Origin of the sequence: Azospira sp. APE16 (assembly GCF_047901315.1) — a bacterium.
In the GTDB taxonomy this organism is placed as follows: Bacteria; Pseudomonadota; Gammaproteobacteria; order Burkholderiales; family Rhodocyclaceae; genus Azospira; species Azospira oryzae.
Genome location: NZ_CP179682.1, coordinates 3,535,989 through 3,559,231, shown reverse-complemented (window position 1 = coordinate 3,559,231; position 23,243 = coordinate 3,535,989). Strand labels below are relative to the sequence as shown.

The 23,243-nt window shown below is 67.4% G+C and carries 21 protein-coding genes and 1 tRNA gene; 17 read left to right on the top strand and 5 right to left on the bottom strand.

Going from position 1 to position 23,243, the window contains the following annotated elements:
• The first annotated feature begins 117 nt into the window (after positions 1 to 117).
• From ACLSSQ_RS16935 to ACLSSQ_RS16915, 5 genes are read left to right on the top strand one after another with little or no spacing between them, the layout of a single operon-like run.
• Positions 118 to 1,485, top strand: coding sequence for a M16 family metallopeptidase (locus tag ACLSSQ_RS16935; protein ID WP_416243320.1), 1,368 nt, complete (start codon positions 118 to 120; stop codon positions 1,483 to 1,485).
• Positions 1,486 to 1,496: 11 nt separating this feature from the next.
• Positions 1,497 to 2,792 carry a M16 family metallopeptidase gene (locus ACLSSQ_RS16930; RefSeq protein WP_416243319.1) on the top strand — a complete coding sequence of 432 codons (1,296 nt, stop codon included), beginning with the start codon at positions 1,497 to 1,499 and terminating at the stop codon, positions 2,790 to 2,792.
• Entirely contained in the window at positions 2,792 to 3,400 is a 609-nt protein-coding gene (gene rsmD / locus ACLSSQ_RS16925; RefSeq protein WP_416243318.1) for a 16S rRNA (guanine(966)-N(2))-methyltransferase RsmD, read from the top strand. The genes ACLSSQ_RS16930 and rsmD overlap by 1 nt, the downstream gene beginning before the upstream one ends.
• Complete coding sequence (gene coaD, locus ACLSSQ_RS16920; protein WP_014236132.1) at positions 3,390 to 3,887, top strand: pantetheine-phosphate adenylyltransferase; 498 nt, start codon at positions 3,390 to 3,392, stop codon at positions 3,885 to 3,887. The genes rsmD and coaD overlap by 11 nt, the downstream gene beginning before the upstream one ends.
• Positions 3,888 to 3,903: 16 nt before the next feature.
• On the top strand, positions 3,904 to 4,161 hold the full coding sequence (locus tag ACLSSQ_RS16915) for a YfhL family 4Fe-4S dicluster ferredoxin (RefSeq protein WP_014236133.1): 258 nt from the start codon (positions 3,904 to 3,906) through the stop codon (positions 4,159 to 4,161).
• Between the two features lie 78 nt (positions 4,162 to 4,239).
• Here ACLSSQ_RS16915 and ACLSSQ_RS16910 read toward each other — a convergent pair whose 3' ends face one another.
• Both ACLSSQ_RS16910 and mutM read right to left on the bottom strand, forming a co-directional pair.
• On the bottom strand, positions 4,240 to 6,195 hold the full coding sequence (locus ACLSSQ_RS16910) for a dynamin family protein (RefSeq protein WP_014236134.1): 1,956 nt from the start codon (positions 6,193 to 6,195) through the stop codon (positions 4,240 to 4,242).
• A gap of 122 nt (positions 6,196 to 6,317) precedes the next feature.
• Positions 6,318 to 7,145 carry a bifunctional DNA-formamidopyrimidine glycosylase/DNA-(apurinic or apyrimidinic site) lyase gene (mutM, locus tag ACLSSQ_RS16905; protein ID WP_416243317.1) on the bottom strand — a complete coding sequence of 276 codons (828 nt, stop codon included), beginning with the start codon at positions 7,143 to 7,145 and terminating at the stop codon, positions 6,318 to 6,320.
• A 167-nt stretch (positions 7,146 to 7,312) separates the two neighbouring features.
• Here mutM and ACLSSQ_RS16900 point away from each other — a divergent pair, with 167 nt between their 5' ends.
• The 9 genes from ACLSSQ_RS16900 (at position 7,313) to gluQRS (ending at position 15,152) form a co-directional block, all read left to right on the top strand.
• Positions 7,313 to 9,052, top strand: coding sequence for a tetratricopeptide repeat protein (locus tag ACLSSQ_RS16900; RefSeq protein WP_416243316.1), 1,740 nt, complete (start codon positions 7,313 to 7,315; stop codon positions 9,050 to 9,052).
• A 3-nt stretch (positions 9,053 to 9,055) separates the two neighbouring features.
• Positions 9,056 to 9,631 carry a lipoprotein insertase outer membrane protein LolB gene (gene lolB, locus ACLSSQ_RS16895; RefSeq protein ID WP_416243315.1) on the top strand — a complete coding sequence of 192 codons (576 nt, stop codon included), beginning with the start codon at positions 9,056 to 9,058 and terminating at the stop codon, positions 9,629 to 9,631.
• Positions 9,628 to 10,479 (top strand): 4-(cytidine 5'-diphospho)-2-C-methyl-D-erythritol kinase, encoded by an 852-nt coding sequence (gene ispE, locus ACLSSQ_RS16890; protein WP_416243314.1) that lies wholly within the window; start codon positions 9,628 to 9,630, stop codon positions 10,477 to 10,479. Before lolB ends, ispE begins: the two co-directional genes overlap by 4 nt.
• A 172-nt stretch (positions 10,480 to 10,651) precedes the next feature.
• A tRNA-Gln gene (locus ACLSSQ_RS16885) sits at positions 10,652 to 10,728 on the top strand.
• 61 nt (positions 10,729 to 10,789) lie between these two features.
• On the top strand, positions 10,790 to 11,743 hold the full coding sequence (locus tag ACLSSQ_RS16880; protein WP_014236139.1) for a ribose-phosphate pyrophosphokinase: 954 nt from the start codon (positions 10,790 to 10,792) through the stop codon (positions 11,741 to 11,743).
• Positions 11,744 to 11,796: 53 nt separating this feature from the next.
• Positions 11,797 to 12,399 (top strand): 50S ribosomal protein L25/general stress protein Ctc, encoded by a 603-nt coding sequence (locus ACLSSQ_RS16875; protein WP_014236140.1) that lies wholly within the window; start codon positions 11,797 to 11,799, stop codon positions 12,397 to 12,399.
• 75 nt (positions 12,400 to 12,474) lie between these two features.
• Positions 12,475 to 13,053, top strand: coding sequence for an aminoacyl-tRNA hydrolase (gene pth, locus ACLSSQ_RS16870; protein ID WP_014236141.1), 579 nt, complete (start codon positions 12,475 to 12,477; stop codon positions 13,051 to 13,053).
• A gap of 13 nt (positions 13,054 to 13,066) precedes the next feature.
• Entirely contained in the window at positions 13,067 to 14,158 is a 1,092-nt protein-coding gene (gene ychF, locus ACLSSQ_RS16865; RefSeq protein WP_014236142.1) for a redox-regulated ATPase YchF, read from the top strand.
• Positions 14,159 to 14,240: 82 nt separating this feature from the next.
• Complete coding sequence (gene gluQRS, locus ACLSSQ_RS16860) at positions 14,241 to 15,152, top strand: tRNA glutamyl-Q(34) synthetase GluQRS (RefSeq protein ID WP_416243313.1); 912 nt, start codon at positions 14,241 to 14,243, stop codon at positions 15,150 to 15,152.
• A gap of 25 nt (positions 15,153 to 15,177) precedes the next feature.
• On the opposite strand, the gene clsB is transcribed toward gluQRS, so the two are convergent.
• Together clsB and ACLSSQ_RS16850 are read right to left on the bottom strand one after the other, a co-directional pair.
• Entirely contained in the window at positions 15,178 to 16,338 is a 1,161-nt protein-coding gene (gene clsB, locus ACLSSQ_RS16855; protein ID WP_014236144.1) for a cardiolipin synthase ClsB, read from the bottom strand.
• A gap of 5 nt (positions 16,339 to 16,343) precedes the next feature.
• The gene (locus tag ACLSSQ_RS16850) at positions 16,344 to 17,099 is read right to left on the bottom strand and encodes an endonuclease/exonuclease/phosphatase family protein (protein WP_130459477.1); all 756 of its coding nucleotides are present in this window, start codon (positions 17,097 to 17,099) and stop codon (positions 16,344 to 16,346) included.
• A gap of 132 nt (positions 17,100 to 17,231) precedes the next feature.
• Between ACLSSQ_RS16850 and ACLSSQ_RS16845 the strand changes: the two genes are divergently transcribed.
• Positions 17,232 to 17,498 carry a hypothetical protein gene (locus ACLSSQ_RS16845; RefSeq protein WP_416243312.1) on the top strand — a complete coding sequence of 89 codons (267 nt, stop codon included), beginning with the start codon at positions 17,232 to 17,234 and terminating at the stop codon, positions 17,496 to 17,498.
• Positions 17,447 to 18,874, top strand: coding sequence for a methyl-accepting chemotaxis protein (locus ACLSSQ_RS16840; protein ID WP_416243311.1), 1,428 nt, complete (start codon positions 17,447 to 17,449; stop codon positions 18,872 to 18,874). Before ACLSSQ_RS16845 ends, ACLSSQ_RS16840 begins: the two co-directional genes overlap by 52 nt.
• Positions 18,875 to 18,930: 56 nt before the next feature.
• Here the strand turns inward: ACLSSQ_RS16840 and nadA are convergent, their stop codons facing one another.
• Entirely contained in the window at positions 18,931 to 20,028 is a 1,098-nt protein-coding gene (nadA, locus tag ACLSSQ_RS16835; protein ID WP_416243310.1) for a quinolinate synthase NadA, read from the bottom strand.
• A 104-nt stretch (positions 20,029 to 20,132) separates the two neighbouring features.
• Between nadA and ACLSSQ_RS16830 the strand changes: the two genes are divergently transcribed.
• Positions 20,133 to 23,222, top strand: a complete 3,090-nt coding sequence (locus tag ACLSSQ_RS16830) for a CHAT domain-containing protein (protein WP_416243309.1) — start codon at positions 20,133 to 20,135, stop codon at positions 23,220 to 23,222.
• Positions 23,223 to 23,243 lie beyond the last annotated feature (21 nt).

Below are 23,243 nucleotides of genomic sequence, written 5' to 3'. Positions count from 1 at the left end.
GCGGCTCGGTAAGATGCGCCGCAGGAAAATCCGAATTTTAGCCCAAGCGTCCCCCGAGGACGTTGCCGAATTCGCCCGTTCATGGCCCTGCGGGGCATTTCATTTCGGAAGCGAACCATGATCCCCAGAAAATCGAGACTCCTGGCCCTGCTGCTGGGCCTGCTCCCCATTGGCGCCGTCCTGGCCAATCCCTATGAAACCACCCTGAAGAACGGCCTCAAGGTCATCGTCAAGGAAGACCGGCGTGCCCCCACGGCGGTGCACATGGTCTGGTACAAGGTGGGCAGCATGGACGAGGTGGACGGCACCTCCGGCGTCGCCCATGCCCTGGAGCACATGATGTTCAAGGGCACGCCCAAGGTCGGCCCGGGCGAGTTCAACAAGCGGGTGGCGGCCGCTGGCGGCCGCGACAACGCCTTCACCAACTACGACTACACCGCCTACTTCCAGCAGATTCCCAAGCAGAAGCTGCCCGAGATGATGGCCCTGGAGGCGGACCGCATGGGCCACCTGACCCTGGACCCGAAGGAATTCGCCAAGGAAATCCAGGTGATCATGGAAGAGCGGCGCATGCGCACCGACGACAATCCCCAGTCCCTGCTGTTCGAGGCCCTCAATGCCGTGGCCTACTCGGCCCATCCCTACCGCCGGCCGGTGATCGGCTGGATGGCGGACCTGGAGCAGATGACCGCCGCCGACCTGCGCCACTGGTACCAGCAGTGGTACGTGCCCAACAACGCCACCCTGGTGGTGGTGGGCGACGTGGACCACGAGGCCGTCTTCCGCCAGGCGGAAAAGACCTACGGCCAGCTCAAGCCCCGCGCCCTGCCGGCGCGCAAGCCCATTGCCGAGGCGCCCCAGAAGGGCATTCGCCGCGTCACCGTGAAGGGCCCGGCGGAACTGCCCCAGGTGCTGCTGGCCTGGAAGGCGCCGACCCTGCGCGACGTGAACAAGGACAGCGACCCCTACGCCCTGGAAATGCTCGGTGCCGTGCTGGACGGCCACGACGGCGCCCGCCTCACCCAGCACCTGGTGAAGGACCAGCGTCTGGCCCAGTCCGTGGGCTCGGGTTACGACAACAGCAGCCGCGGCCCCTCCCTCTTCCTCATGCTGGGCACGCCCGCCGAGGGCCATACCCCGGCCGAGCTGGAGGCCGCCCTCAAGGCCGAAGTGGCGCGCATTGCCGCCGACGGCGTCAGTGAGGAAGAACTGAAGCGGGCCCGCGCCCAGCTGGTGGCGAGCCAGGTGTACAAGCGGGATTCCATGTTCGCCCAGGCCATGGAGATCGGCCAGATGGAAATCGTCGGCCTCTCCTACAAGTCCGTGGAGCGCATGATCGAAAAGCTCCAGGCCGTCACCGCTGCCGACGTGCAGCGGGTGGCGAAGCAGTATTTCAACGACGACAGCCTCACCGTGGGCCTGCTGGAACCCCAGCCCCTGGCCGATGCTCCCCGCCGCCGCGCCCCCGCCGGCGTGCGCCACTGATCGAGGAGACCATGATGCGACTGCCTAATTTCCTGCTTTTTGCCGCCGCCCTGCTGGGCTCTGCCGCCCAGGCCGGGGTCACCATCGAGCACTGGACCGCCCCCTCCGGCGCCCGGGTCTATTTCGTCGAAAACCATGCCCTGCCCATCGTGGACGTGCAGGTGGACTTTGCCGCCGGCAGCTCCCGGGACCCGGCCGGCAAGTCGGGCCTGGCCGGCTTCACCCACGGCCTGCTCGACGGCGGTGCCGGCGACCTGGACGAGACCGCCATTTCCAACCGCCTGGCCGACCTGGGCGCCAACCTGGGCGGCGGTGCCGACCAGGACCGGGCCAGCCTGAGCCTGCGCACCCTGGCGGCCCGGGAAACCCGGGATGACGCCCTGGAGATCATGCGCCTGGTGCTGCAGCAGCCCCGCTTCCCCGAGGCGGTGCTGCAGCGGGAGCAGGTGCGCGCCGTGGCCGGCCTGCGGGACGCCCTGACCAAGCCCGAGGTGCTGGCCAGCCGGACCTTCTGGCAGGCCCTCTATCCGGACCATCCCTATGGCCGGGTATCCACCCCCGAGTCCCTGGAAAGCCTGACCCGGGCCGATGTGGAGGCCTTCTGGCGCGCCAACTACAACGCCGCCAAGGCCAGCGTCACCCTGGTGGGCGACCTCTCCCGCAGCGAGGCCGAGGCCATTGCCGAGAAGCTGACGGCCGGTCTGCCCGCCGGTGGCCCGGCTGCCCCCATCCCGGCGGCCAGCCTGCCCCAGGGGCGGGTGGTGTCAGTGCCCCATCCGGCCACCCAGTCCCATCTCCTGCTCGGCCTGCCCGCCATTCCCCGGGGCGATCCGGACTTCTACGCCCTGCAGGTGGGCAACTACGTCCTTGGCGGCGGCGGCTTCGTTTCCCGCCTGCTCAAGGAGGTACGCGATGCCCGGGGCTACGCCTACAGCACCTACAGCTATTTCGCCCCCATGGTGGCCCGGGGTCCCTTCCAGATCGGCCTACAGACCAAGCGGGCCCAGGCCGGCGACGCCCTCAAGGTGGTCAATGAGGTGCTGCAGGACTTCCTCGCCAAGGGCGTCACCGAGAAGGAGCTGAAGGCGGCCAAGGACAACATGGTCGGCAGCTTCCCCCTGCGCCTGGACAGCAACCGCAAGCTGCTCGACAACGTGGCGGTGATCGGCTTCTACGGCCTGCCCCTGGACTACCTGGACACCTACGCCGCCAAGGTGGAGAAGGTCAGCGCCGCCGACATCAAGGCCGCCTTCCAGCGCCACGTGCTGCCCCAGCACCTGGTGACGGTCAAGGTGGCTGCCGACTGATGGCCCGCCCCGGACCGCAGCCGGCCGGCCGGGCCGGCGCCGCCCGGTCCCGGGCGGGCAACAACGTGGTGCGCATCATCGGCGGCGAGTGGCGCCGCCGGGTGCTGTCCTTCCCTGACGGCGAAGGCCTGCGGCCGACGCCGGACCGGGTGCGGGAAACTCTCTTCAACTGGCTGGGCCAGGACCTGACGGGCTGGAACTGCCTGGATCTCTTTGCCGGCAGCGGCGCCCTGGGTTTCGAGGCGGCCTCCCGCGGAGCCGCCCGCTCCGTCCTGGTGGAGCGCTCGCCCAAGGCCTTTGCCGCCCTGAAAGACAACGCTGCCCTGCTGCAAGGGGAAAATTTGCAGATAATCCGGGAAGATGCGCTAAAATTCGTCGCCTCTACGGAGCTGCGTTTCGATCTGGTGTTCCTCGATCCGCCCTACCATCTCGGTTGGCTGGAAAAACTGGAACCCCTCCTGTCCCGGGTGCTGAAGGAAGACGGCGTGATTTACGCCGAAGCGGAAAAGCCCCTGGAAAGCCTGGGCGACTGGGCCACAGTGAAGCGCGGCAAGGCCGGGCAGGTCTTCTACCACCTTATGGCGCGGAACAATGCCGATGCTGAATAACCGACTGGCGATCTACCCGGGAACCTTCGACCCCCTGACCAAGGGGCACGAGGATCTGGTCCGGCGTGCCTCCAGCCTGTTCGACCGGGTCATCGTGGCCGTGGCCGACAGCCCGAACAAACGCCCGTTCTTCGGCCTGGAAGACCGGGTCGCCATGGCCCAGGAAATCCTGGCGCCCTATGGCAACGTGGAAGTGAAAGGTTTTTCCTGCCTGCTGATGGATTTCCTCCACCAGCAAGGCGCCAAGGTCATCATCCGCGGTTTGCGGGCGGTGTCCGACTTTGAATACGAATTCCAGATGGCGGGGATGAACCGTAATCTGTATCCCGAGGTCGAAACAGTATTCCTGACGCCTGGGGAGCAGTACATGTTCATTTCCGCCACCATGGTGCGCGAGATCGCCCGGTTGGGGGGGGATGTCAGCAAGTTCGTCCAGCCGGTCGTGGAGAAGCGGCTGGCGGCGAAAAAAGTCTCCGAACTATCTTGAATGAAGGAAAGCAGCTATGGCTTTGATGATTACCGACGAATGCATCAACTGTGACGTGTGCGAGCCGGAGTGCCCCAACGAGGCCATCTCCCAGGGCGAAGAGATCTATCAGATCGACCCCAGCAAGTGCACCGAGTGCGTCGGCCACTACGACACCCCCCAGTGCGTTGAAGTGTGCCCGGTGGATTGCATCCCCAAGAACCCGGACGTGGTCGAAAGCGAAGACCAGCTGTGGAGCAAGTACGAGAAGCTGACCGGCAACAAGCGCGCCTGAGTCTTCTCCGGGCCGGCAACGGCTCCAATAAAAAAGCCACGGCATGCCGTGGCTTTTTTATTGTCCGCACGGCGTGCGTCAGGCGGCGGCCTGGAGGCCTTCCCCCTGGGGGTGCAGCAGGGCCTGGAGATCGTTGCCAAGGGTCTGCAGGGTGTCGATCTGGGCCAGCAGGGCGGCTTCCATGTGGTTCAGTTCGCCGATGCGGTCTTCCAGGGTGTCGGTGGCCTGGTGGATGCGCTTGATGCTCTCCAGACGGCGCTTCAGCTGGATCTGGTGTTCCCGCACCTGGGTCTCCATGGGGGCCATGACTGCCTTCAGCCAGATTTCCACGTCCCGGTTGGCGTGCTCGAAGGCGCGGCGCACCTGCACCGCCACTTCCTCGAAGAACTTCTGGGTGACGTTGCCCTTCTCGTGGGTCAGCAGCTGGAACATGGTGTTGAGGTGGGTGTTGCACCACTGTTCCAGGCGCTCCAGCTCCTTCTCGTAGCGCAGCAGGTTGAACTGGGTCGGCGAACCCAGCTTGAGCCCGTGCTCGACGCTGAACTTCTTGTAGATGGCCTCCATCATGGAGAGGATTTCACCGATCTCCTTGCCGGACTTCTGCACGTTCTCCTTGGAGGTGCGGAAGAAGCGGTCCATGGCCGCGGACAGGCCCCGGGAGAAGGTGGCCGCCTGCATGGCGTCCCGGGTCTCGTGGGTGAGGCTGCGCAGGGCGTCCAGGCCCAGATGGGCAAAGAGATTGTTGGTCAGGGTGGAGAAGACGCTGCGCACGGCGTAATAGCGCTGCAGGCCCGATTCGAACTCTTCCTTCTCGGTCTTGATCTTGGCCATCATGTATTCCACGACGCCCTTGTTCTTGCCCTTCAGCTCGGTCAGTTCGGTCAGCTGTTCCTTCAGGCCCCGCATGCGGGAGTCCAGCAGGGCGCGCATGCGGGCGTGCAGTTCGCCGAACTCGGCCTCGGTGTTGTCGCGCACGATGTCCTGCTTGGCCGGGATCAGCTCCTCGGAGAGGGCCCGTTCCAGTTCCGGCAGGCGGGAGCGCTGCAGCAGGGCGTCGTCGCCGTTGATCTTGGCCACCAGGGCCTTTTGGGCGGAGACGGGGAACACCTGCTCCTGGGGCAGGCCCAGGATGGAGGCGCAGCTGTCGGCCTGGCGGGCGATTTCGGCCTGGATCTCGGCCTCGCTCTTGAGCTCGTCCCAGAGGCCGTCGATCTTGTTGAGCACCGCCAGGCGGCCCCGCTTGCGGTTGCCGCCGGCGCCGATGTTGTCCTTCCAGATGGCCAGGTCGGACTGGGTGACGCCGGTGTCGGCGGCCAGGATGAAGAGCACGGCGTGGGCGTTGGGCAGCAGGGACAGGGTCAGTTCCGGCTCGGCGCCGATGGCATTGAGGCCCGGGGTGTCCAGGATCACCAGGCCCTGTTGCAGCAGGGGATGGGGGAAGTTGATGACGGCATGGCGCCAGCGGGGGATTTCCACCAGGCCGTCCTCGCCGATGCGGTAGGTGGCGGCCTCGTCGTCGCCGACGGGAAAGCCCAGCTTCTCCGCCGTGTCCCGGTCCACCCGCACCACTTCGCTGACGTGGCGCAGGGTGTCCTGCATGGCTTCCGGGGAGTCCACGTTGAGGGGCACGGTCTCCCACTCGTTGGGGAAGCGCTTGTATTCGGAAATGCCGGCATTGGTGGCCCGGGTGTGGATGGGCAGCAGCTCGATGCAGGAGGGTTTGTCGGCATCGAACAGCAGCTCCGTCGGGCACATGGTGGTACGGCCGGCGGAAGAGGGCAGCATGCGGTTGCCGTAGTCGGCGAAGAAGATGGCGTTGATCAGTTCCGACTTGCCCCGGGAGAACTCGGCGACGAAGGCCACGTTGAGGCGGTCTTCCTTGAGGCGCTCGAGCAGCTGGGTCAGGCGCAGGTCGCTCTGGGCATCGCCCAGTTCATTGTCCGCCAGCCAGGCGCGGAAGTGCTCGATGCACTCCGACAGCTGCGTCCGCCATTGGCTGTAGGCGGCGAAGTTCTGGGCAAGGGTATTCGGCATGGCGACACCGGCGACAAAAAGGGAGAGGCTACTCTACCCCACAATGCCAAATGGAATCAACGCGCTGGCGCCGCTTGTGCCAGCACTGGTTGAAATGGGGCGACGGACGGTCGCCGGGGCCGTCAGCGCTGGCAGCGGGGGCAGTAGAAAGTGCTGCGTCCGCCCTGGGTGATGCGGCGGATGGGGCCGCCGCAGACCTGGCAGGGTTCTCCTTCCCGGTCGTAGACGGCGACGATGAGCTGGAAGCTGCCGGCGCCGCCGTCGCTATGCACGTAGTCGCGCACGCTGCTGCCGCCGGCGGCGATGGATTCCGCCAGCACCTCCCGCACCGTGGCCGCCAGCCTGTCGCAGCGCTGGCGGCTGAGGCGGCAGGCCGGCGTCAGGGGTGAAATGCGGGACCGGAAGAGGCTTTCCGCCGCATAGATGTTGCCGACGCCGACGATGCTGTGGGCGTCCATCAGCACCTGCTTGATGGGGGCCTGGCGCCGCCGCAGGGCCTGGTGCAGCCAGGCGCCGTCGAAGGCGTCGCTAAGCGGCTCGACGCCCAGGGGCGCCAGCAGGGGGTGGTCGAGCACGGTGGGGCCGTCCACCCACAGCAGGGTGCCGAAGCGGCGCGGGTCCCGGTAGCGCAGGGTGCGGCCGGGAAAATGCAGGTCCACGTGATCGTGCTTGCCCGGCGGCGTGCCGGGCGGGACCAGGCGCAGGCTGCCGGACATGCCCAGGTGCAGGATGATCCAGCCGCCGCCCCCATCGCTCTCGAAGTCGAAGAGCAGGTACTTGCCGCGCCGCTCCACCCGCTTCAGGCAGCGGCCCACGGGGCGTTCGACCAGGGTCGGCGACAGTTCGTGACGCAGGCGCGGAGCCCGCAGGCTGACGCCCTGCAGTACCTGGCCGGGCAGGTAGGGCAGGAGGCCGAGGCGGCTGACTTCGACTTCGGGGAGTTCGGGCATGGCGAAAAGTGGATGAATGAGCGGATGTATGGATTGGTAAAGTGTTGCGAGCGGATGTAAGCGGCACGGCCGCCCGCTTGTGGCGCCCTGGAAAACTGCCTAACATGCGGCACTAATCTTAAGCGAAAGCTTCTAACGCGGTCTCCTCCCCGGTGACTGACACTGCCATGAAAATGATCCCCCTCGCTGTCCTGGTCGCCGCCCTGGCCGCCAATGGTGTCCTTGCCGCCGATGCCGCCCCCGCCCCCGTGGCCAAATCCCGGGCGGCCAAGGCCGAGCGGGCGCCCCGGGCTCCGGCGGCCGTGCCCACCTCTGCGGCCGAGCTTCCGGCCGGCCAGGTGGCGTACCAGGTGCTGCTGGCGGAAATCTCCCTGCGCCGGGGCTACGGCGACCTGGCCCTGTCCGTGTACGCGGAACTGGCCCTGCGCAGCCGGGACCCCCAGGTGCTGGCCCGGGCCATAGAGGTGGCGGGCTTTGCCCGGCGCATGGACCTGGCCCATGAACTGGCCCAGCTGTGGGTGGAAACGGAACCCGAGTCGGTGGCGGCCCGCCAGACCCTGGTGGGGGTGCTGATCGTCCTCAACCGCCTGGACGACCTGGTGCCCCACTTGAGCAAGCTGTTGGAGCAGGACAAGGACAACCTGGGCGACAACCTCAGCCGCCTCAACCGCATGCTGGTCCGCCAGCCGGACAAGAGCGCCGTGCTGCGTCTGGTGCAGCGGGTCACCCAGCCCTACCAGGGCGTGGCCGAGGCCCACTTTGCCGTGGCCCAGGCCGCCCTGGCCGCAGGCGACCGTCCCCTGGCCCAGGAGTCGGTGCGCCGGGCCCAGGAGCTGCGTCCCGAATGGGAAATGCCGGTGCTGCTGGAGGCCCAGATCGTCTCCGCCGAAGCGCCGGCCAAGGTGGTGCCCCTGCTGGAGCGTTATCTGAGCCGCCATCCCAACGCCAAGGACGTGCGCCTGCACCTGGCCCGGGCCTATGTGGGCGACAAGCGCTTCAGCGATGCCAGCGCCGAGTTCCGCCGCCTGCTGCGGGACTTCCCCAACAGCGTCGAAGTGGTCTATCCGGTGGCCATCCTGGCTCTGCAGCAGAACGACCTGGACACCGCCGAGACCCAGCTCAAGCACCTGCTGGAGCTGGAGTTCGGCGACCGCAACCTGGTCAATTACTACCTGGGCCAGGTCATGGAGGCGCGCAAGAACGAGGCCGCTGCCATCGACTACTACGGCCAGGTCGGCCTCAGCGAGCCCTTCCTCAACGCCCGCAACCGCCAGGCCCTGCTGCTGGCCCGGGCCGGCAAGCTGGACGAGGCGCGGCAGGTGCTGCAGCAGACCGCCACCATGCATCCCACCGAGCGGGTTGCCCTGGGCCAGTCCGAAGCCCAGTTGCTGCGCGACGCCAAGCGTTACGCCGAGGCCCTGGATGTGCTGGAGCGCCTGCTCAAGAGCAACCCGGGCAATGCGGAACTGCTCTACGACTCCGCCCTGGTGGCCGACCGTCTCGACAAGGTGGCCCTGGTGGAGGAGCGCCTGCGCCAGGTGATTGCTTTGCAGCCCGAGAACGCCCATGCCTACAACGCCCTGGGCTACACCTTCGCCGAGCGCAACATGCGCCTGGACGAAGCCCGGGAACTGGTGGCCCGGGCCCTGGCCCTGCTGCCGGACGACGCCTTCATCATCGACAGCATGGGCTGGGTGCTCTATCGCCAGGGCGACCTGGCCGGTGCCCTGATCCAGCTGCAGAAGGCCTACGGCCTGCGCCAGGACCCGGAAATCGCCGCCCACATGGGCGAGGTGCTGTGGGGCCTGGGGCGCCAGGACGAGGCCCGCCGCGTGCTGCGCGAAGCCGCCAGGAAAGACCCGGACAACGAAGCCCTGGCCGCCGCCGTCAAGAAATTCCAGCCCTGATCCGTGGTCGCCGCATTTCTCCGTTTTGGCGCCGCAGCCCTCCTGGTCCTGCTCGCCGCCTGCAGCACCGTGCCGGAGCGCTATGCCGTGCCTGCCGTGGCGCGGGAGGCCTTGCAGTCCTTCCAGATCGAGGGGCGTTTTTCCCTGCGCTACGAACAGGCCAGCTACTCCGGCAAGATCGCCTGGCGCCACGCCCCTGAAGGCGACGATATCTTCCTCATGAATCCCTTCGGCCAGGGAGCGGCGGAAATCAACCGCCGTCCCGGTGCCGCCCGCCTGGTGACTGCCGATCAGAAGGAGTTCCAGGCTGCCGATGCGGATCAGCTGGTGGCAGACGTGCTGGGCTATCCGCTGCCGGTGGCCGGCATGGGCGAATGGCTGCTGGCCCGCGCCACCCCGGCAGGGGTGGCGGAGCGCGACGGCGCCGGCCGCCTGCTGCGCCTGCAGGAGGCGGGCTGGAGCATCGACTACGACTATGGCGACAACCCCAGTCCCCAGGCCCTGCCGGTGCGGCTGACGGCCCGCCGGGGCGAAGCCCTGGAGCTGAAGTTGCGCATCGACGACTGGAGCGCCCAATGAACCCGGCCTGGACCTGGGACAGCGCCTACCCGGCGCCGGCCAAGCTCAATCTCTTCCTGCACGTGGTGGGCCGCCGTGCCGACGGCTATCACCTGCTGCAGACCCTGTTCCGTTTCGTCGATTACGGCGACACCCTGCACTTCGCACCCCGGGAGGACGGCCAGGTGCGCCTGCTCAATCCCCTGCCCGGGGTGCCGCAGGAGAGCGACCTGACCGTGCGGGCCGCCCGTCTCCTGCAGCAGGCGGCCAACTGCACCCGCGGGGCGGATATCCGCCTGGAGAAGCGGCTGCCCATGGGCGGCGGCCTGGGCGGCGGCAGTTCCGACGCCGCCACCGTGCTGCTGGCCCTCAACCACCTGTGGCAACTGGGCCTGTCCCGGGAACGGTTGCAGGCCCTGGGCCTGACCCTGGGGGCCGATGTGCCGGTCTTCATCTTCGGCCGCACCGCCTTCGCCGAGGGCGTGGGCGAGGCGCTGCAGGCCGTGCCGGCGGCGCCGGCCTGGTATCTGGTGCTGCAGCCGCCGGTGGCGGTGCCCACCGTGGACATCTTCCGGGCTCCCGAGCTGAAGCGGGACACGCCGGTCATGGCGGCGGCCGATTGGCGGCCCGGCCTGGGCGGCAACGACCTGGAGCCGGTGGCCTGCGCCCGCTTTCCCGAGGTGGCGCGGCACCTGGCATGGCTGCAGCATTTCGGCCGGGCCCGCATGAGCGGCTCCGGGGCCTGCGTCTTTGCCGAATTCCCGGACCAGGCCGGGGCCGAGGCGGCCCTGGCCCAGCTGCCGCCCGACATGCGGGGCTGGGTGGCGCCAGGGCTGGACAGCCACCCCCTGTACGGACTGTTGCCCTAGGGTGGCCGGGTGGGTGGCGAAGTTTTTTGGCAAAAGATTTGCCCGCCCGAAATTTTTTGTGTAATATCCGCGCCTCGCTAGTCACGCAGCGCAACGCAGGTTGCGGGACAGGCACAGATTTCCAGTCGCTGGCGGCAGCAGTTCTGATGTCCGGCAGCGCCAAACCGGTTACTGGGGAGTCGCCAAGTTGGTTAAGGCACCGGATTTTGATTCCGGCATGCGAAGGTTCGAATCCTTCCTCCCCAGCCAATAATTCCGAGACAACGGGCAGGTACATACCTGCCCGTATTGCATTTCTGGGGGCGCCCCTATGGCTTTCAATAGCCTGATGGTCTTTACCGGCAACGCTAATCCCAAGTTGGCTGCCGACGTGGTTTCCCGCCTGGGCCGCCGTCCCCTGGGACGTGCCAGCGTAGGCCGCTTCTCCGACGGGGAAGTGAGCGTGGAAATCGAAGAGCACGTGCGTGGTCACGACGTCTTCATCCTGCAGTCCACCTGCGCCCCCTCCAACGATACCCTGATGGAACTGCTGGTGATGGTGGATGCGCTGAAGCGCGCCTCCGCCGGTCGCATCACCGCCGCCATCCCCTATTTCGGCTACGCCCGCCAGGATCGCCGTTCCCGTTCTTCCCGGGTGCCCATCGCCGCCAAGCTGGTGGCCGACCTGCTGACCGCCGCCGGCGTGGACCGGGTCCTCACCATGGACCTGCATGCCGAGCAGATCCAGGGCTTCTTCGATATCCCGGTGGATAACGTCTACGCCCTGCCGATCCTGCTGGAAGACATCCAGAAGCAGAACCACGAAAACCTGCTGGTGGTCTCCCCCGACCACGGCGGCGTGGTCCGCGCCCGTTCCCTGGCCAAGCGCCTGGAGTGCGACCTGGCCATCATCGACAAGCGTCGTCCCAAGGCCAACGTCTCCGAGGTGATGAACATCATCGGCGAAGTGGACGGCCGCACCTGCATCATCATGGACGACATCGTCGACACCGCCGGCACCCTGTGCAAGGCCGCCTCCGCCCTCAAGGCCAACGGCGCCCAGAAGGTGGTGGCCTACTGTACCCACCCGGTGCTGTCCGGCGCCGCCGTGGAGCGGGTCAATTCCTCCGACCTGGACGAACTGGTGGTGACCGACACCATTCCGCTGCGCGACGATGCCATGGCCTGTTCCCGCATCCGCCAGCTGTCAGTGGCCGAACTGCTGGCCGAGACCATCCGGCGCATCAGCAACGAGGACTCCGTGTCCTCCCTGTTCATCGAATAAGTTTTCTCAACCCCCCGGCTGGTCGCGGTCGGGGTCTTTACTTTGGAGTCATCATGATCTTTGAATTCAACGCCGATAAGCGCAACGACCAGGGCACCGGAGCGAGCCGCCGCCTGCGTCGTGCCGGCAAGGTCCCGGGCATCGTCTACGGTGGTACCGCTGCCCCCATCTCCATCGAGGTGGACCACAACGCCATCTACCTGGCTCTGCGCAAGGAAGCCTTCCACTCTTCCCTGATCAACCTGAACATCGACGGCAAGAAGGAATCCGTTCTGCTGCGCGACTACCAGGCTCACCCCTACAAGGCCATCGTGCTGCACGTGGACTTCCAGCGCGTCGATCCCAACCAGAAGCTGCACACCAAGGTGCCCCTGCACTTCGTGAACGCTGATATCGCTCCCGGCGTCAAGCTGGGCGGCGGCATCGTCTCCCACGTGCTGAACGAAGTGGAAGTGACCTGCCTGGCTGCCGACCTGCCCGAGTTCATCGAAGTGGACCTGAAGGACCTGGCTGCCGGCCACTCCATCCACATCGCCGACGTCAAGCTGCCCAAGGGCGTGGCTCTGGTGCAGCACGGCCAGGACAACCCCGTGGTCGCCACCATCATGACCGTGCGCGGCGCTGCCGCAGCCGAAGAAGCGGCTCCTGCTGCTTAATCTTCCGGTCTGACCGTGCAAGAAGCCGCCGCCGGGCTCAGCCCTCGCGGCGGCTTTATTTTTTGAGTCTTTCCAGTGAACGCTCCCCGTCTCATCGTTGGCCTGGGCAACCCCGGCGCGGAATACGAAGATACCCGGCACAATGCGGGCTTCTGGCTGGTGGACCGCCTGGCCCGGGACCTCAAGGTCAGCCTGGCGCCCCAGAGCAAGTTCCTCGGTCTGGCCGCCCGGGCCGGTGATACCTGGCTGCTGCAGCCCACCACCTTCATGAACCGTTCCGGCCATGCGGTGGCGGCCCTGGCCCGCTTCTACAAGATCGAACCGGAAGAGGTGCTGGTGGTGCATGACGAACTGGACCTGATGCCCGGTGCCATCCGCCTCAAGCAGGGCGGCGGCAACGGCGGCCACAACGGCCTCAAGGACATCCAGGCCCAGCTCGGCAGTCCCAATTTCTGGCGCCTGCGCCTGGGGATCGGCCACCCCCGCAGCCTCAACCTGAAGCAGGAAGTCGTCGATTTCGTCCTGCATCGCCCCCGGGCCGAGGAGCAGACGGAAATCGACAAGGCCATCGACCGCTGCCTGCTGGCCTGGCCCCGCATCGCCGCCGGCGATTTCGCCGCCGCCCAACAACAGTTACACGGCAAAACCGTTTAGCAAGGAAAACACCATGAGCTTGAAATGCGGCATCGTTGGTCTGCCCAACGTCGGCAAATCCACCCTCTTCAACGCCCTGACCAAGGCGGGCATCGAAGCGGCCAACTACCCCTTCTGCACCATCGAGCCCAATGTGGGCATCGTTGAAGTGCCCGATCCCCGCATGGCGGCCCTGGCCGAGATCGTCAAACCCCAGCGCATGCAGCCGGCCATCGTCGAGTTCGTGGACATTGCCGGCCTGGTGGCGGGCGCCTCCAAGGGCGAGGGCCTAGGCAACCAGTTCCTGGCCAACATCCGGGAAACCGATGCCATCGTGAACGTGGTGCGCTGTTTCGACGACCCCAATGTGGTGCACGTCTCCGGCAAGGTGGATCCCATCGCCGACATCGAGACCATCATCACCGAGCTGGCCCTGGCCGACCTGGCCGTGGTGGAGCGTACCATCGCCCGGGACGGCAAGAAGGCCAAGTCCGGCGACAAGGAAGCCCAGAAGCTGGTGGCCGTGCTGGAAAAGCTGCTGCCCCACCTCAACGAAGGCAAGCCCGCCCGCACCGCCGGCCTGTCCGACGACGATAAGCTCATCGTCAAGCCCCTCTGTCTGCTCACCGTGAAGCCCGCCATGTACGTGGGCAACGTCATGGAAGACGGCTTCGAGAACAATCCCCACCTGGACCGCCTGCGCGAACATGCCGCCAAGGAAGGCGCTCCCGTGGTGGCCGTGTGCGCCAAGATCGAGGAAGAACTGGCGGATCTGGAAGACGAGGACAAGCAGGCCTTCCTGGCCGACCTGGGCCTGGAGGAGCCGGGCCTCAACCGTCTCATCCGCGCCGGCTACGACCTGCTCGGTCTGCAGACCTACTTCACTGCCGGGGTCAAGGAAGTGCGCGCCTGGACCATCCACAAGGGCGACACCGCCCCCCAGGCCGCCGGCGTCATCCACACCGACTTCGAGAAGGGCTTCATCCGGGCCCAGACCATCGCCTACGCCGACTTCATCGCCTTCAAGGGCGAGCAGGGCGCCAAGGAAGCCGGCAAGATGCGTTCCGAAGGCAAGGAATACGTGGTGCAGGACGGCGACGTCATGAACTTCCTGTTCAACGTCTGATTTCCTTCCGCCCCATGCCGGCCGGCCCCCTCGTCAGAGCGGGCCGGCTTTTTCTTGGTGCCGATCCGGTAAACTCCGGCCCATGACCCGCTCCCCTTCGGCCTATCGCGGCCGCTTTGCCCCCTCGCCCTCCGGCCCCCTGCATTTCGGTTCCCTGGTGGCTGCCCTCGGCAGTTGCCTGGAGGCCCGCTGCCGCCAGGGCGAGTGGCTGGTGCGCATGGAGGACGTGGATGGGCCGCGCACGGTGCCGGGCGCGGCGGATGCCATCCTGCGCAGCCTGGAAGCCTACGGCTTCGTCTGGGATGGCCCGGTGCTGTGGCAGAGCCAACGCCACGAGGCCTATGCCGCCGCCCTGGCCCGCCTGCAGGCGGCGGGGCAGGCCTATCCCTGCGCCTGTTCGCGCAAGGAGATTGCCGAGGGCCACGGCGGCCGCTCCATCGACGGCGCCCCCCGTTATGCCGGCACCTGCCGCGGCGGTTTGCAGCCCGGGCAGTCGCCCCGGGCCTGGCGCCTGCGTCTGCCGGACCGGGAGGTGAGCTTCGAGGACGGCCTGTTGGGCCGGGTGGGGCACAACCTGGAGCGGGACGTGGGGGACATCGTCCTGCTGCGGGCCGACGGCCAGTACGCCTACCAGCTGGCGGTGGTGGTGGACGATGCCTTCCAGGGCGTCACCCACGTGGTGCGCGGGGCCGACCTGCTGGATTCGACGCCGCGCCAGATCTGGCTGCAGCAGTGCCTGGGCGTGCCAACGCCGGCCTACGTGCATCTGCCCCTGGCCACCAATGCCCGGGGCGAGAAGCTGTCCAAACAGACCCGGGCGCCGGCCCTGGACGATGACCGGCCGGTGCCGGCCCTGGTGGATGCCCTGAAGTTCCTTGGCCAGCGGCCGCCTCCGGCCCTGCGCGCCGCCAGCCGGGACGAGGTCTGGGCCTGGGCGGTAGCCCACTGGAACCTGGCGCTGGTTCCCCGTTGCCGGGCCGTCAGCCTGGAATAGGGCTTGCCTGTTGGCTCCCAGGCCCTCAGTGCCTGGCGCCGTAGCCCGCCAATCCGATCATCAGCCGCACCAGGGAATAGGCCAGGCGCCGCAGCCAGCGGGAATGCCAGGGAATGCGGCGCCAGCGTCCCGGCAGCAGCTCCCGTCCGCCCTCGGCCATGGCCTGCTGCAGGCTGCTCCGCAACTGGGCGGTGAAGGTGGCGTCCCGCACCACCACATTGGCCTCCCGGGCCAGCAGCAGGGAGAAGGGATCGATGTTGCTGGAGCCCACGGTGGCCCAGTCCCGGTCCACCACCGCCACCTTGGCGTGGAGGAAGCTGCGGTGGTATTCGACGATGCGGATGCCGGCCTCCAGCAGGCTCCCGTAGAGGGCCTGGCTGGCGTAGTGCAGCAGCCGGTATTCCACCCGCCCCTGCAGCAGGATGGTGACGCGCACGCCCCGGGCGGCGGCTTCCCGCAGGGCTTCCTTGAAGCGGCGCCCCGGCAGGAAATAGGCGTTGGCCAGGATCACCTCCTCCCGGGCTGAGGCGATGGCCTGCAGGTAGGCATCCTCGATGTCGCGCCGGTGGCGGATGTTGTCCCGCACCACGAAGGCGGCCGTCTGGTTGCCGACCGGCTGGCAACAGGCCGGGGCCGGCGGCGGCAGGCGGAAGCGGTGGCGGAAACTGGCCCAGACGACGATTTCCCAGACATGCCGCACCGAGCGCTGGATCGGTTCCAGCAACGGGCCCTCGACGCAGACGGCGTAATCGAAGCGGGGCGGAATCTGGTGCGGCGTGTTGCGGTCGTCGATGATGTTGATGCCGCCGACGAAGGCCAGGCGGCCATCCACCACGGTGATCTTGCGGTGCAGGCGGCGCAGGCGATGCCGTCGCAGGCCCAGGTCGGGCAGTTCCGGGCGGTAGATGAGGACCTGCACGCCGTCGGCCACCAGGGCCGGCATCAGGGTCCGGGGAAAGTCCCGGGCGCCGAAGCCGTCGGCCAGGACCCGCACCTTGAGGCCGCGCCGGGCGGCCCGGCAGAGGGCGGAGGCGACGGCCTGGCCGGTCTCGTCGGCCTCGAAAATGTAGGTCTCCAGATGCACCTCCCGCTCCGCCCCGTCGATGGCGGCCAGCAGGGCGGGGAAGAACTCGTCGCCGCTGTTGAGCAGGGTGACCCGGTTGCCTGGCAGGTAGGCCGCGTCCATAGTGCCTAGACGGGGGTGAGGTGGGCGGAGAGGGCCGCATGGTCCGAGATGCGCGACCAGGGGCGGCCGAAATGGACCTGGGTGGCGCTGACGGCAAAGCCCCGGGCGTAGATGCGGTCCAGGCGGAACAAAGGCAGGCCGGCCGGATAGCTGCGCACCGGGCGGCCCCGGGCGCCGTGGAAGACCTCGGTCAGGCCCAGGCGCTCGGCCAGCAGGCCGTCGGCCCGGTTGCGCCAGTCGTTGAAATCGCCGGCGATGATGAGGGGCGCATCCTCGGGCACCAGACCCTCCAGGCGCTGGGCCAGGGCGTCCATCTGCCGCCGCCGGCTGCGGCCGATCAGGGACAGGTGCACGCAGACGCAATGCAGGTGGCGCTCCCAGCCCGGCACCTGGACTTCGCAATGGAGCAGGCCGCGGCGCTCGAAGCGCAGATGGGTGACGTCCTGGTTGTGGCTGGAGAGGATGGGAAAGCGGGAGAGGATGGCGTTGCCGTGGTGGCCGTGGTCATAGACCATGTTGCGGCCGTAGGCGGCGTCGGGCCACACGTCCTCGGCGAGGAATTCGTGCTGGGGTTCCTCCGGCCAGTGCTCGTGCTGTTCCGCATGGCCCAGGTGCAGCCCCTGCACCTCCTGCAGGAATACCAGGTCCGGGCCCAGGGCCCGCAGGCGTTCCCGCAGCTCGTGCACCATCATGCGGCGGTTGAACTGGGAAAAGCCCTTGTGGATGTTGTAGGTGGTGATATGCAACGTGGGCGCGGGCATGGCGATGGGGAGGTGATCCCGTCCATTTTCGATAGTCGGAGGTTACCACGCCCTTATGCACGGACTAGGTAACGCCCTAGTTCTGGCGGCCTGGGCCGGTCGGTAAGATGCGCGCTCAATCAAAGAAACCCGATGCTCAACATGGATATCTCCCATTTTCGAGTTCGCACCCAGATTGCCATCATGCTGGGAGTGCTGGTGCTCGGCATGCTGGTTTTCGGCGCCTGGTCCTTCCGTACCCTAGGGCAGGTGGAAGTCAATGGCCCGATCTACCGCGATATCGTCCGCGGCAAGGACCTTGTGGCCGATGTTCTGCCGCCCCCAGCTACATTATCGAGTCCTATCTGGTGGTGCTGCAGCTGGCCGATTCGGAACAGGCTGCCGAGCGCGAGTCCCTGATCGCCCGCCTCCACAACCTTGAAAAGGAGTACGCCAGCCGCCGCACTTTCTGGCAGGGGGAACCGCTGGCCTCCGATATCCGGGAACAGTTGCTGACTCAAGCGCATCGGCCAGCGGAGCAGTTCTATCAGCAAGTGAGCGAGCGCTTCCTGCCCCACTTGAAGGCGGGAGACAATGCCGCACTACGCGGCGACCTGAAAGCTTTGCGGACGAGTTACGAGGCCCATCGGCAGGCCGTGGACCGGGTGGTGGAGATGGCCAACCGTAGCAATGCCACCCAGGAGCAACAGGCCGATCGGGCCATTTCCCGCGCCGGCTTCGGGCTGGTCCTGGTGCTTGGCCTGGCCTTGCTGGGCGGAGGGGCGCTGGCCTTGGTCATCAGCAGGGGGTTGATCAAGCGCATCCGCCAGGCTGCCGAGGTGGCCACCCGGGTGGCCCAGGGCGACTTGCGTACCCCGGTCACGGTGGATGGGGGCGGTGAGGTCGGCGAGTTGATGTCGGCCCTACAGACCATGCAGTTGCGGTTGCGGGAACTGATTGCCCATCTGGGCGAGAGTGCCGACCATATTTTCAGCGCATCCCAGCAACTGTCCGTGTCGGCGGAGCAGGTTTCCGCCCGCACCCAGGATCAGTCCCAGTCGGCCCAGAACATTGCCGGTGCAGTTTCTGCCCTGACCGAGCAGATCGCAGCCATGGCCGAGAGCGCCAATCGTTCGGAAACCATGGTGCATGAGGCGGGCAATACGTCGGCGCAGGGCAGCGCCGCGGTGACCCGCACCGCGGAAGAGGTGGCGGAAGTGGCGCGCCGGGTGGGAGAAACATCAGACACCATCCAGTCCTTGGGCGACCAGTCCCGGCGCATCTCTGACATCGTCAATGTAATCAAGGAAATTGCCGACCAGACCAACCTGCTGGCGCTCAACGCGGCGATTGAAGCGGCCCGGGCGGGGGAAACGGGGCGGGGCTTTGCCGTGGTGGCCGATGAGGTGCGAAAGCTGGCGGAGCGCACCAGCCAATCCACCCACGAAATCACGGCCATGATTACCGCAGTGCAGACCGGCACGAGCCGGGCGGTGGAATCCATGCTGCTTGGCTCCGAGAAAGCCAAGGACGGCGTGGGCCTGGTGCAACAGGCAGCGGCCACCATGCTGGAAATCAAGGCTGGCACCGAGGCCATTACCGAAGAGATCGTGACCATCTCATCAGCCCTCAGATCCCAGGCCGGAAACAGTCGCCACGTGACTCATCAGGTGGACGAAATTGCCCGGGTCTCCAGCGATAACAACCTGGCCATCCAGGAAGTCGCCCAGACGGCAGTGAGTCTGACCCGGTTGGCGGAGGCTCAGCACGATGCCGTGGCGCGTTTCCGTCTCTGATTCAGCGGGGCAAAAAAAGGGCGTCCGAGGACGCCCTTTTTTCTTTCTGCCATGGCTCAGGAAATGGCCAGCATCCGGTCCAGGGCCAGCTTGGCCATGGGGGCTTCGTGGGCGGGCACGCTGATGCGGTTCACCACGTTGCCCTCGGCCAGGTTTTCCAGGGTCCAGGCCAGGTGCTGGGGGTCGATGCGCTGCATGGTGGAACACATGCACACCGTGGGGGCCATGAACTGGACGATCTTGCCTTCCGCCTTCACTTCCTCTGCCAGGCGGTTCACCAGGTTGAGCTCGGTGCCCACCAGCCAGCGGGTGTTGGGGGCGGCTTCCTTGATGGTCTTGACGATGAGCTCGGTGGAGCCCACGTAATCGGAGGCCTTGCAGACGTCGAAGCAGCATTCCGGGTGGGAGATCACCAGGCCGTCCGGATGCTCCTGGCGGAAGCGCTGGATGTGGGCCGGCTGGAACATCTGGTGCACCGAACAGTGGCCCTTCCACAGCAGGATCTTGGCCTCCTTGATCTGCTGGGGGGTGAGGCCGCCGTATTCCTGGTCCGGGTCCCACACCACCATCTGCTCCATGGGAATGCCCATGTTGTGCCCGGTCCAGCGGCCCAGGTGCTGGTCGGGGAAGAACAGCACCTTTTCGCGCTGGGCGAAGGCCCACTTGGCGATGGTGCCGGCGTTGGAGGAGGTACACACGATGCCGCCCCGTTCGCCGCAGAAGGCTTTCAGGTCGGCAGCGGAGTTGATGTAGGTGACCGGGGTCACCAGGCTTTCCGCATTGCCCAGCACTTCGTTCAGTTCGCGCCAGCAGCGCTCCACCTTGGCCAGGTTGGCCATGTCGGCCATGGAACAGCCGGCCGCCAGGTCCGGCAGGATGGCGATCTGTTCCGGCTTGGACATGATGTCCGCCACCTCGGCCATGAAATGCACGCCGCAGAAGACGATGTATTCGGCGTCGGTCTGGGAGGCCAGGCGGGACAGCTTGAGGGAGTCGCCGGTGAGGTCGGCGTGCTGGTACACGTCGGCCCGCTGGTAGTGGTGGCAGAGCAGGACGGCCTTCTTGCCCAGCTTGGCCCGGGCAGCGCGGATGCGCTCCTGGCAGTCGGCGTCGGCCATCTGGTTGAAACGGTCGAATTGAATGGTGGCTTGCATTTGCTAGTATGTTCCCGTACGGAATGGGAGCCCGGGGGCGAGGAGCAATGTTGGGAAAGCGGAAATTCTATCATCGCTGGGGCCGGCCCCTTTCGCTGCTTTGCTTGCTGCTGGCGGGGGGCGCTGCACCGGTGTTCGGCGAGGAAGCGTTGCCGGAGCCGGAGGAGTTACTGCTGGCGCCGCCGCCCCGCACCGTCCAGGACGTAACCCGCCTGCTGGCCCAGTACAAGCCGGACCCCAAGGCGGCGGCCGAAGCCGTCGCCGCAGCCGAAAAGCCGGTACCCGATACCTCGGACCGCAATGTGCTGTTCGAGTTTTATCTGGAACGGGCCCGGGCTGCCGGCCGCATCGGCCGGGTCCGGCAGCAGATCGCCGACCTGGGCCAGGCCCGGCTCCTGGGCGAAGCCGGTTCGGCCCGCTATTCCCGCGCCCTGCGGGAACTGGCCTCCGCCGAAACCTCCGGCGGCAACCTGCTGGCGGCAGTGCGTTACGCCGAGGAGGCCATCCGCGCCACTCCGGCCAATTCCCAGGGCCAGCTGACGGGGACCAACCAGCTGGCTGCCTACCAATACACCCTGATCGGCGACTTCGACAACGCCCGGGCCCGGCTGCGGGACCTGGAGGCCATCCTGACCCGCATGAAGCAGAGCCGCAACTGGGACAACTTCGGCCATTCCTGGGTGGCCAACTACGAGCGGGCCCGGGGCGAACTGTTCCGCGTCGAAGGTCGCTTCATCGAAGCCGAAGCAGCCTACCGCCGCGCCCTGCGGGAGAATGACGCCTACCTGGCGCTGCTGCCCCGGCTGCAGGAGCGGAACATCGACGGCGGCAGCGTGGATGGCAGCCGCCGTTTCACCGAGGTGCTGGAACGGAGTCTGGCGGCCACCCTGCTGGCCCAGGGCAAGACGGCGGAGGCCGAGATCTATGCCCGCCAGGCCATCCGCCACTCCCTGGAGCGGGGCGGCCGGGATTCGACCGATGTGGGCCAGGGCCTGCGCATTCTGGCCTCCATCCTGGCCGAGGAGGGGCGCCTGGAGGAGTCCTCCCTGCTGGCCCGGGCGGCCCTGGACACTTTCCTCGAGGCCGGCGCCGTGCCCGAATCCCGCCTGCTTTCGGATGCCCGCCGTGCCCTGGCGGCGGCGCTGGTGGCCCAGCGCCGTTACGGCGAGGCCCTCCAGGTATTCGAGGAACTGCGGGCCGGCATCGCCGCTTCCCCCGAGCTGCTGGCCAAGACCGGTGCTGCCGACCTGGATTGGGTGCTGGCCCTGCTGCGTACCGGCAATGTGACGCGGGCCGAGCAGATGGCCCGGGCCATGTACGACTGGGCCCGCCAGCGCTACGGCGAGGGCAGCGCCCGCAGCGCCGAAGTACGGGGCTTCCTGGCCATGACCCTGGGTGCCGCCGGCCGCCCCGAGGAGGCCTTTCAGGCCTTTGCCCAGGCTGTGCCGATCCTGCTGGACCAGGCCCGCAACGATGCCGAGGCTGAAACTGGCAGCCGCAAACGCCAGCAGCGCCTGCTGCTGATCCTGGAAAGCTACCTGCAGCTGCTGGGTCGCCTGGACGCCTCCAGCCCGGTCCTGCCCAAGGGCTTCGATGTGGTGGCCGAGTCCTTCCGCCTGGCCGACATTGCCCGTTCCAGTGGCGTGCAGCGGGCCCTTACCGCCAGTGCCGCCCGGGCCCGCATCGACGATCCGGCCCTGGCCGAGCTGGCGCGCAAGGAACAGGACGCCCAGCGCCGCATCAATTCCCTCAACACCCTGCTGACCCAGCTGCTGTCGGCTGCCGCGGACCAGCAGCTGCCCCAGGTGCAGCAGAAGATCCGCAGCGATGTGGATGCCCTGCGCCAGCAACGTGAGGTCTATCGCAAGGACATCGCCCGCCGTTTCCCCGATTACGCCCAGCTGGTGGATCCCCGGCCGGTGACCCTGGAGGAGGCCCGGCGCCGGCTGCACCCGGGGGAGGTGCTGGTGGCCTGGTACTTCGGCGAGGAGGGCGGCCAGGTATGGGCGGTGCCGGCCCAGGGTCAGGCCCGCTCGGCCCCCGTAGCCCTGTCCCGGGCCCGGCTGGCGGCGGCCGTGGCCGGCCTGCGTCGCGCCCTGGATCCGGGGGTGACCAGCATCGAGGAAATCCCCCCCTTCGACGTGGCCGCCGCCCACGATCTCTACGTGCAACTGCTGCAGCCCGTGCTGCCGGCCTGGCAGGGCGCCCGAATCCTGCTGGCGGTGCCACACGCCGAGCTGGGCCAGCTGCCCCTGTCCGTCCTGGTGACGGAAGCGGTACCGGCGCCGGGGCGCAGCCCGCTGCCTTTCGCCGCCTATAAGGAGGTGCCCTGGCTGGCCCGCAGCGTCGCCATCGCCCAGCTGCCCTCGGTGACGGCCCTGGGCAGCCTGCGGGCCCTCAAGCCGGGGGACGCCGGGCGTCGTCCCTTCATCGGTTTCGGCGATCCCCTGTTCAGCGAGGAGCAGGCCCGGCTGGCGGCGCTGCCCCCCAAGGGCATGGCCACCCGGGGGGCGCCCCTGCACCTGCGCAGCGTGCCCCGCACCGGCGGCGTCGATTCGGCCGAGCTGGCCCTGCTGCCGCGCCTGCCCGACACGGGCAGCGAAATCCGGGAAATCGCCCGGGTCCTGGGGGCCGAACGGGATGACGACATCTACCTGCAGACCCGGGCCAGCGAACGCTCCGTCCTGGAGACGGACCTGAGCAACCGGCGGGTGGTGATGTTCGCCACCCACGGCCTGGTGCCCGGGGACCTGGATGGCCTGACCCAGCCGGCCCTGGCCCTCACGGCGCCCCAGCTCAGCGGCGGCAAGGGCGACGGCCTGCTGACCCTGGACGAGATTCTCGGCCTGAAGCTGAATGCGGATTGGGTGGTACTCTCCGCCTGCAATACGGCAGCGGGGGAGGGCAGTGGCGCCGAAGCCGTGTCAGGCCTGGGGCGGGCCTTTTTCTACGCCGGCGCCCGGGCCCTGCTGGTTTCCAACTGGCCGGTGGAAACCGTGGCGGCTCGTCTCATCATGACGGACCTGTTCCGCCGCCAGGTGCAGACGCCGGGGCTGGCCAAGGCCGAGGCCCTGCGCCAGTCCATGCTGGCCCTGCTGTCCGGGCCGGGCAGCGTGGATGCGAAAACGGGCAAGGCTGCGTTCAGCTATGCCCATCCCCTGTTTTGGGCCCCCTTCGTGGTGGTGGGCGATTGAGAGGAGAGCGACGATGCAGCG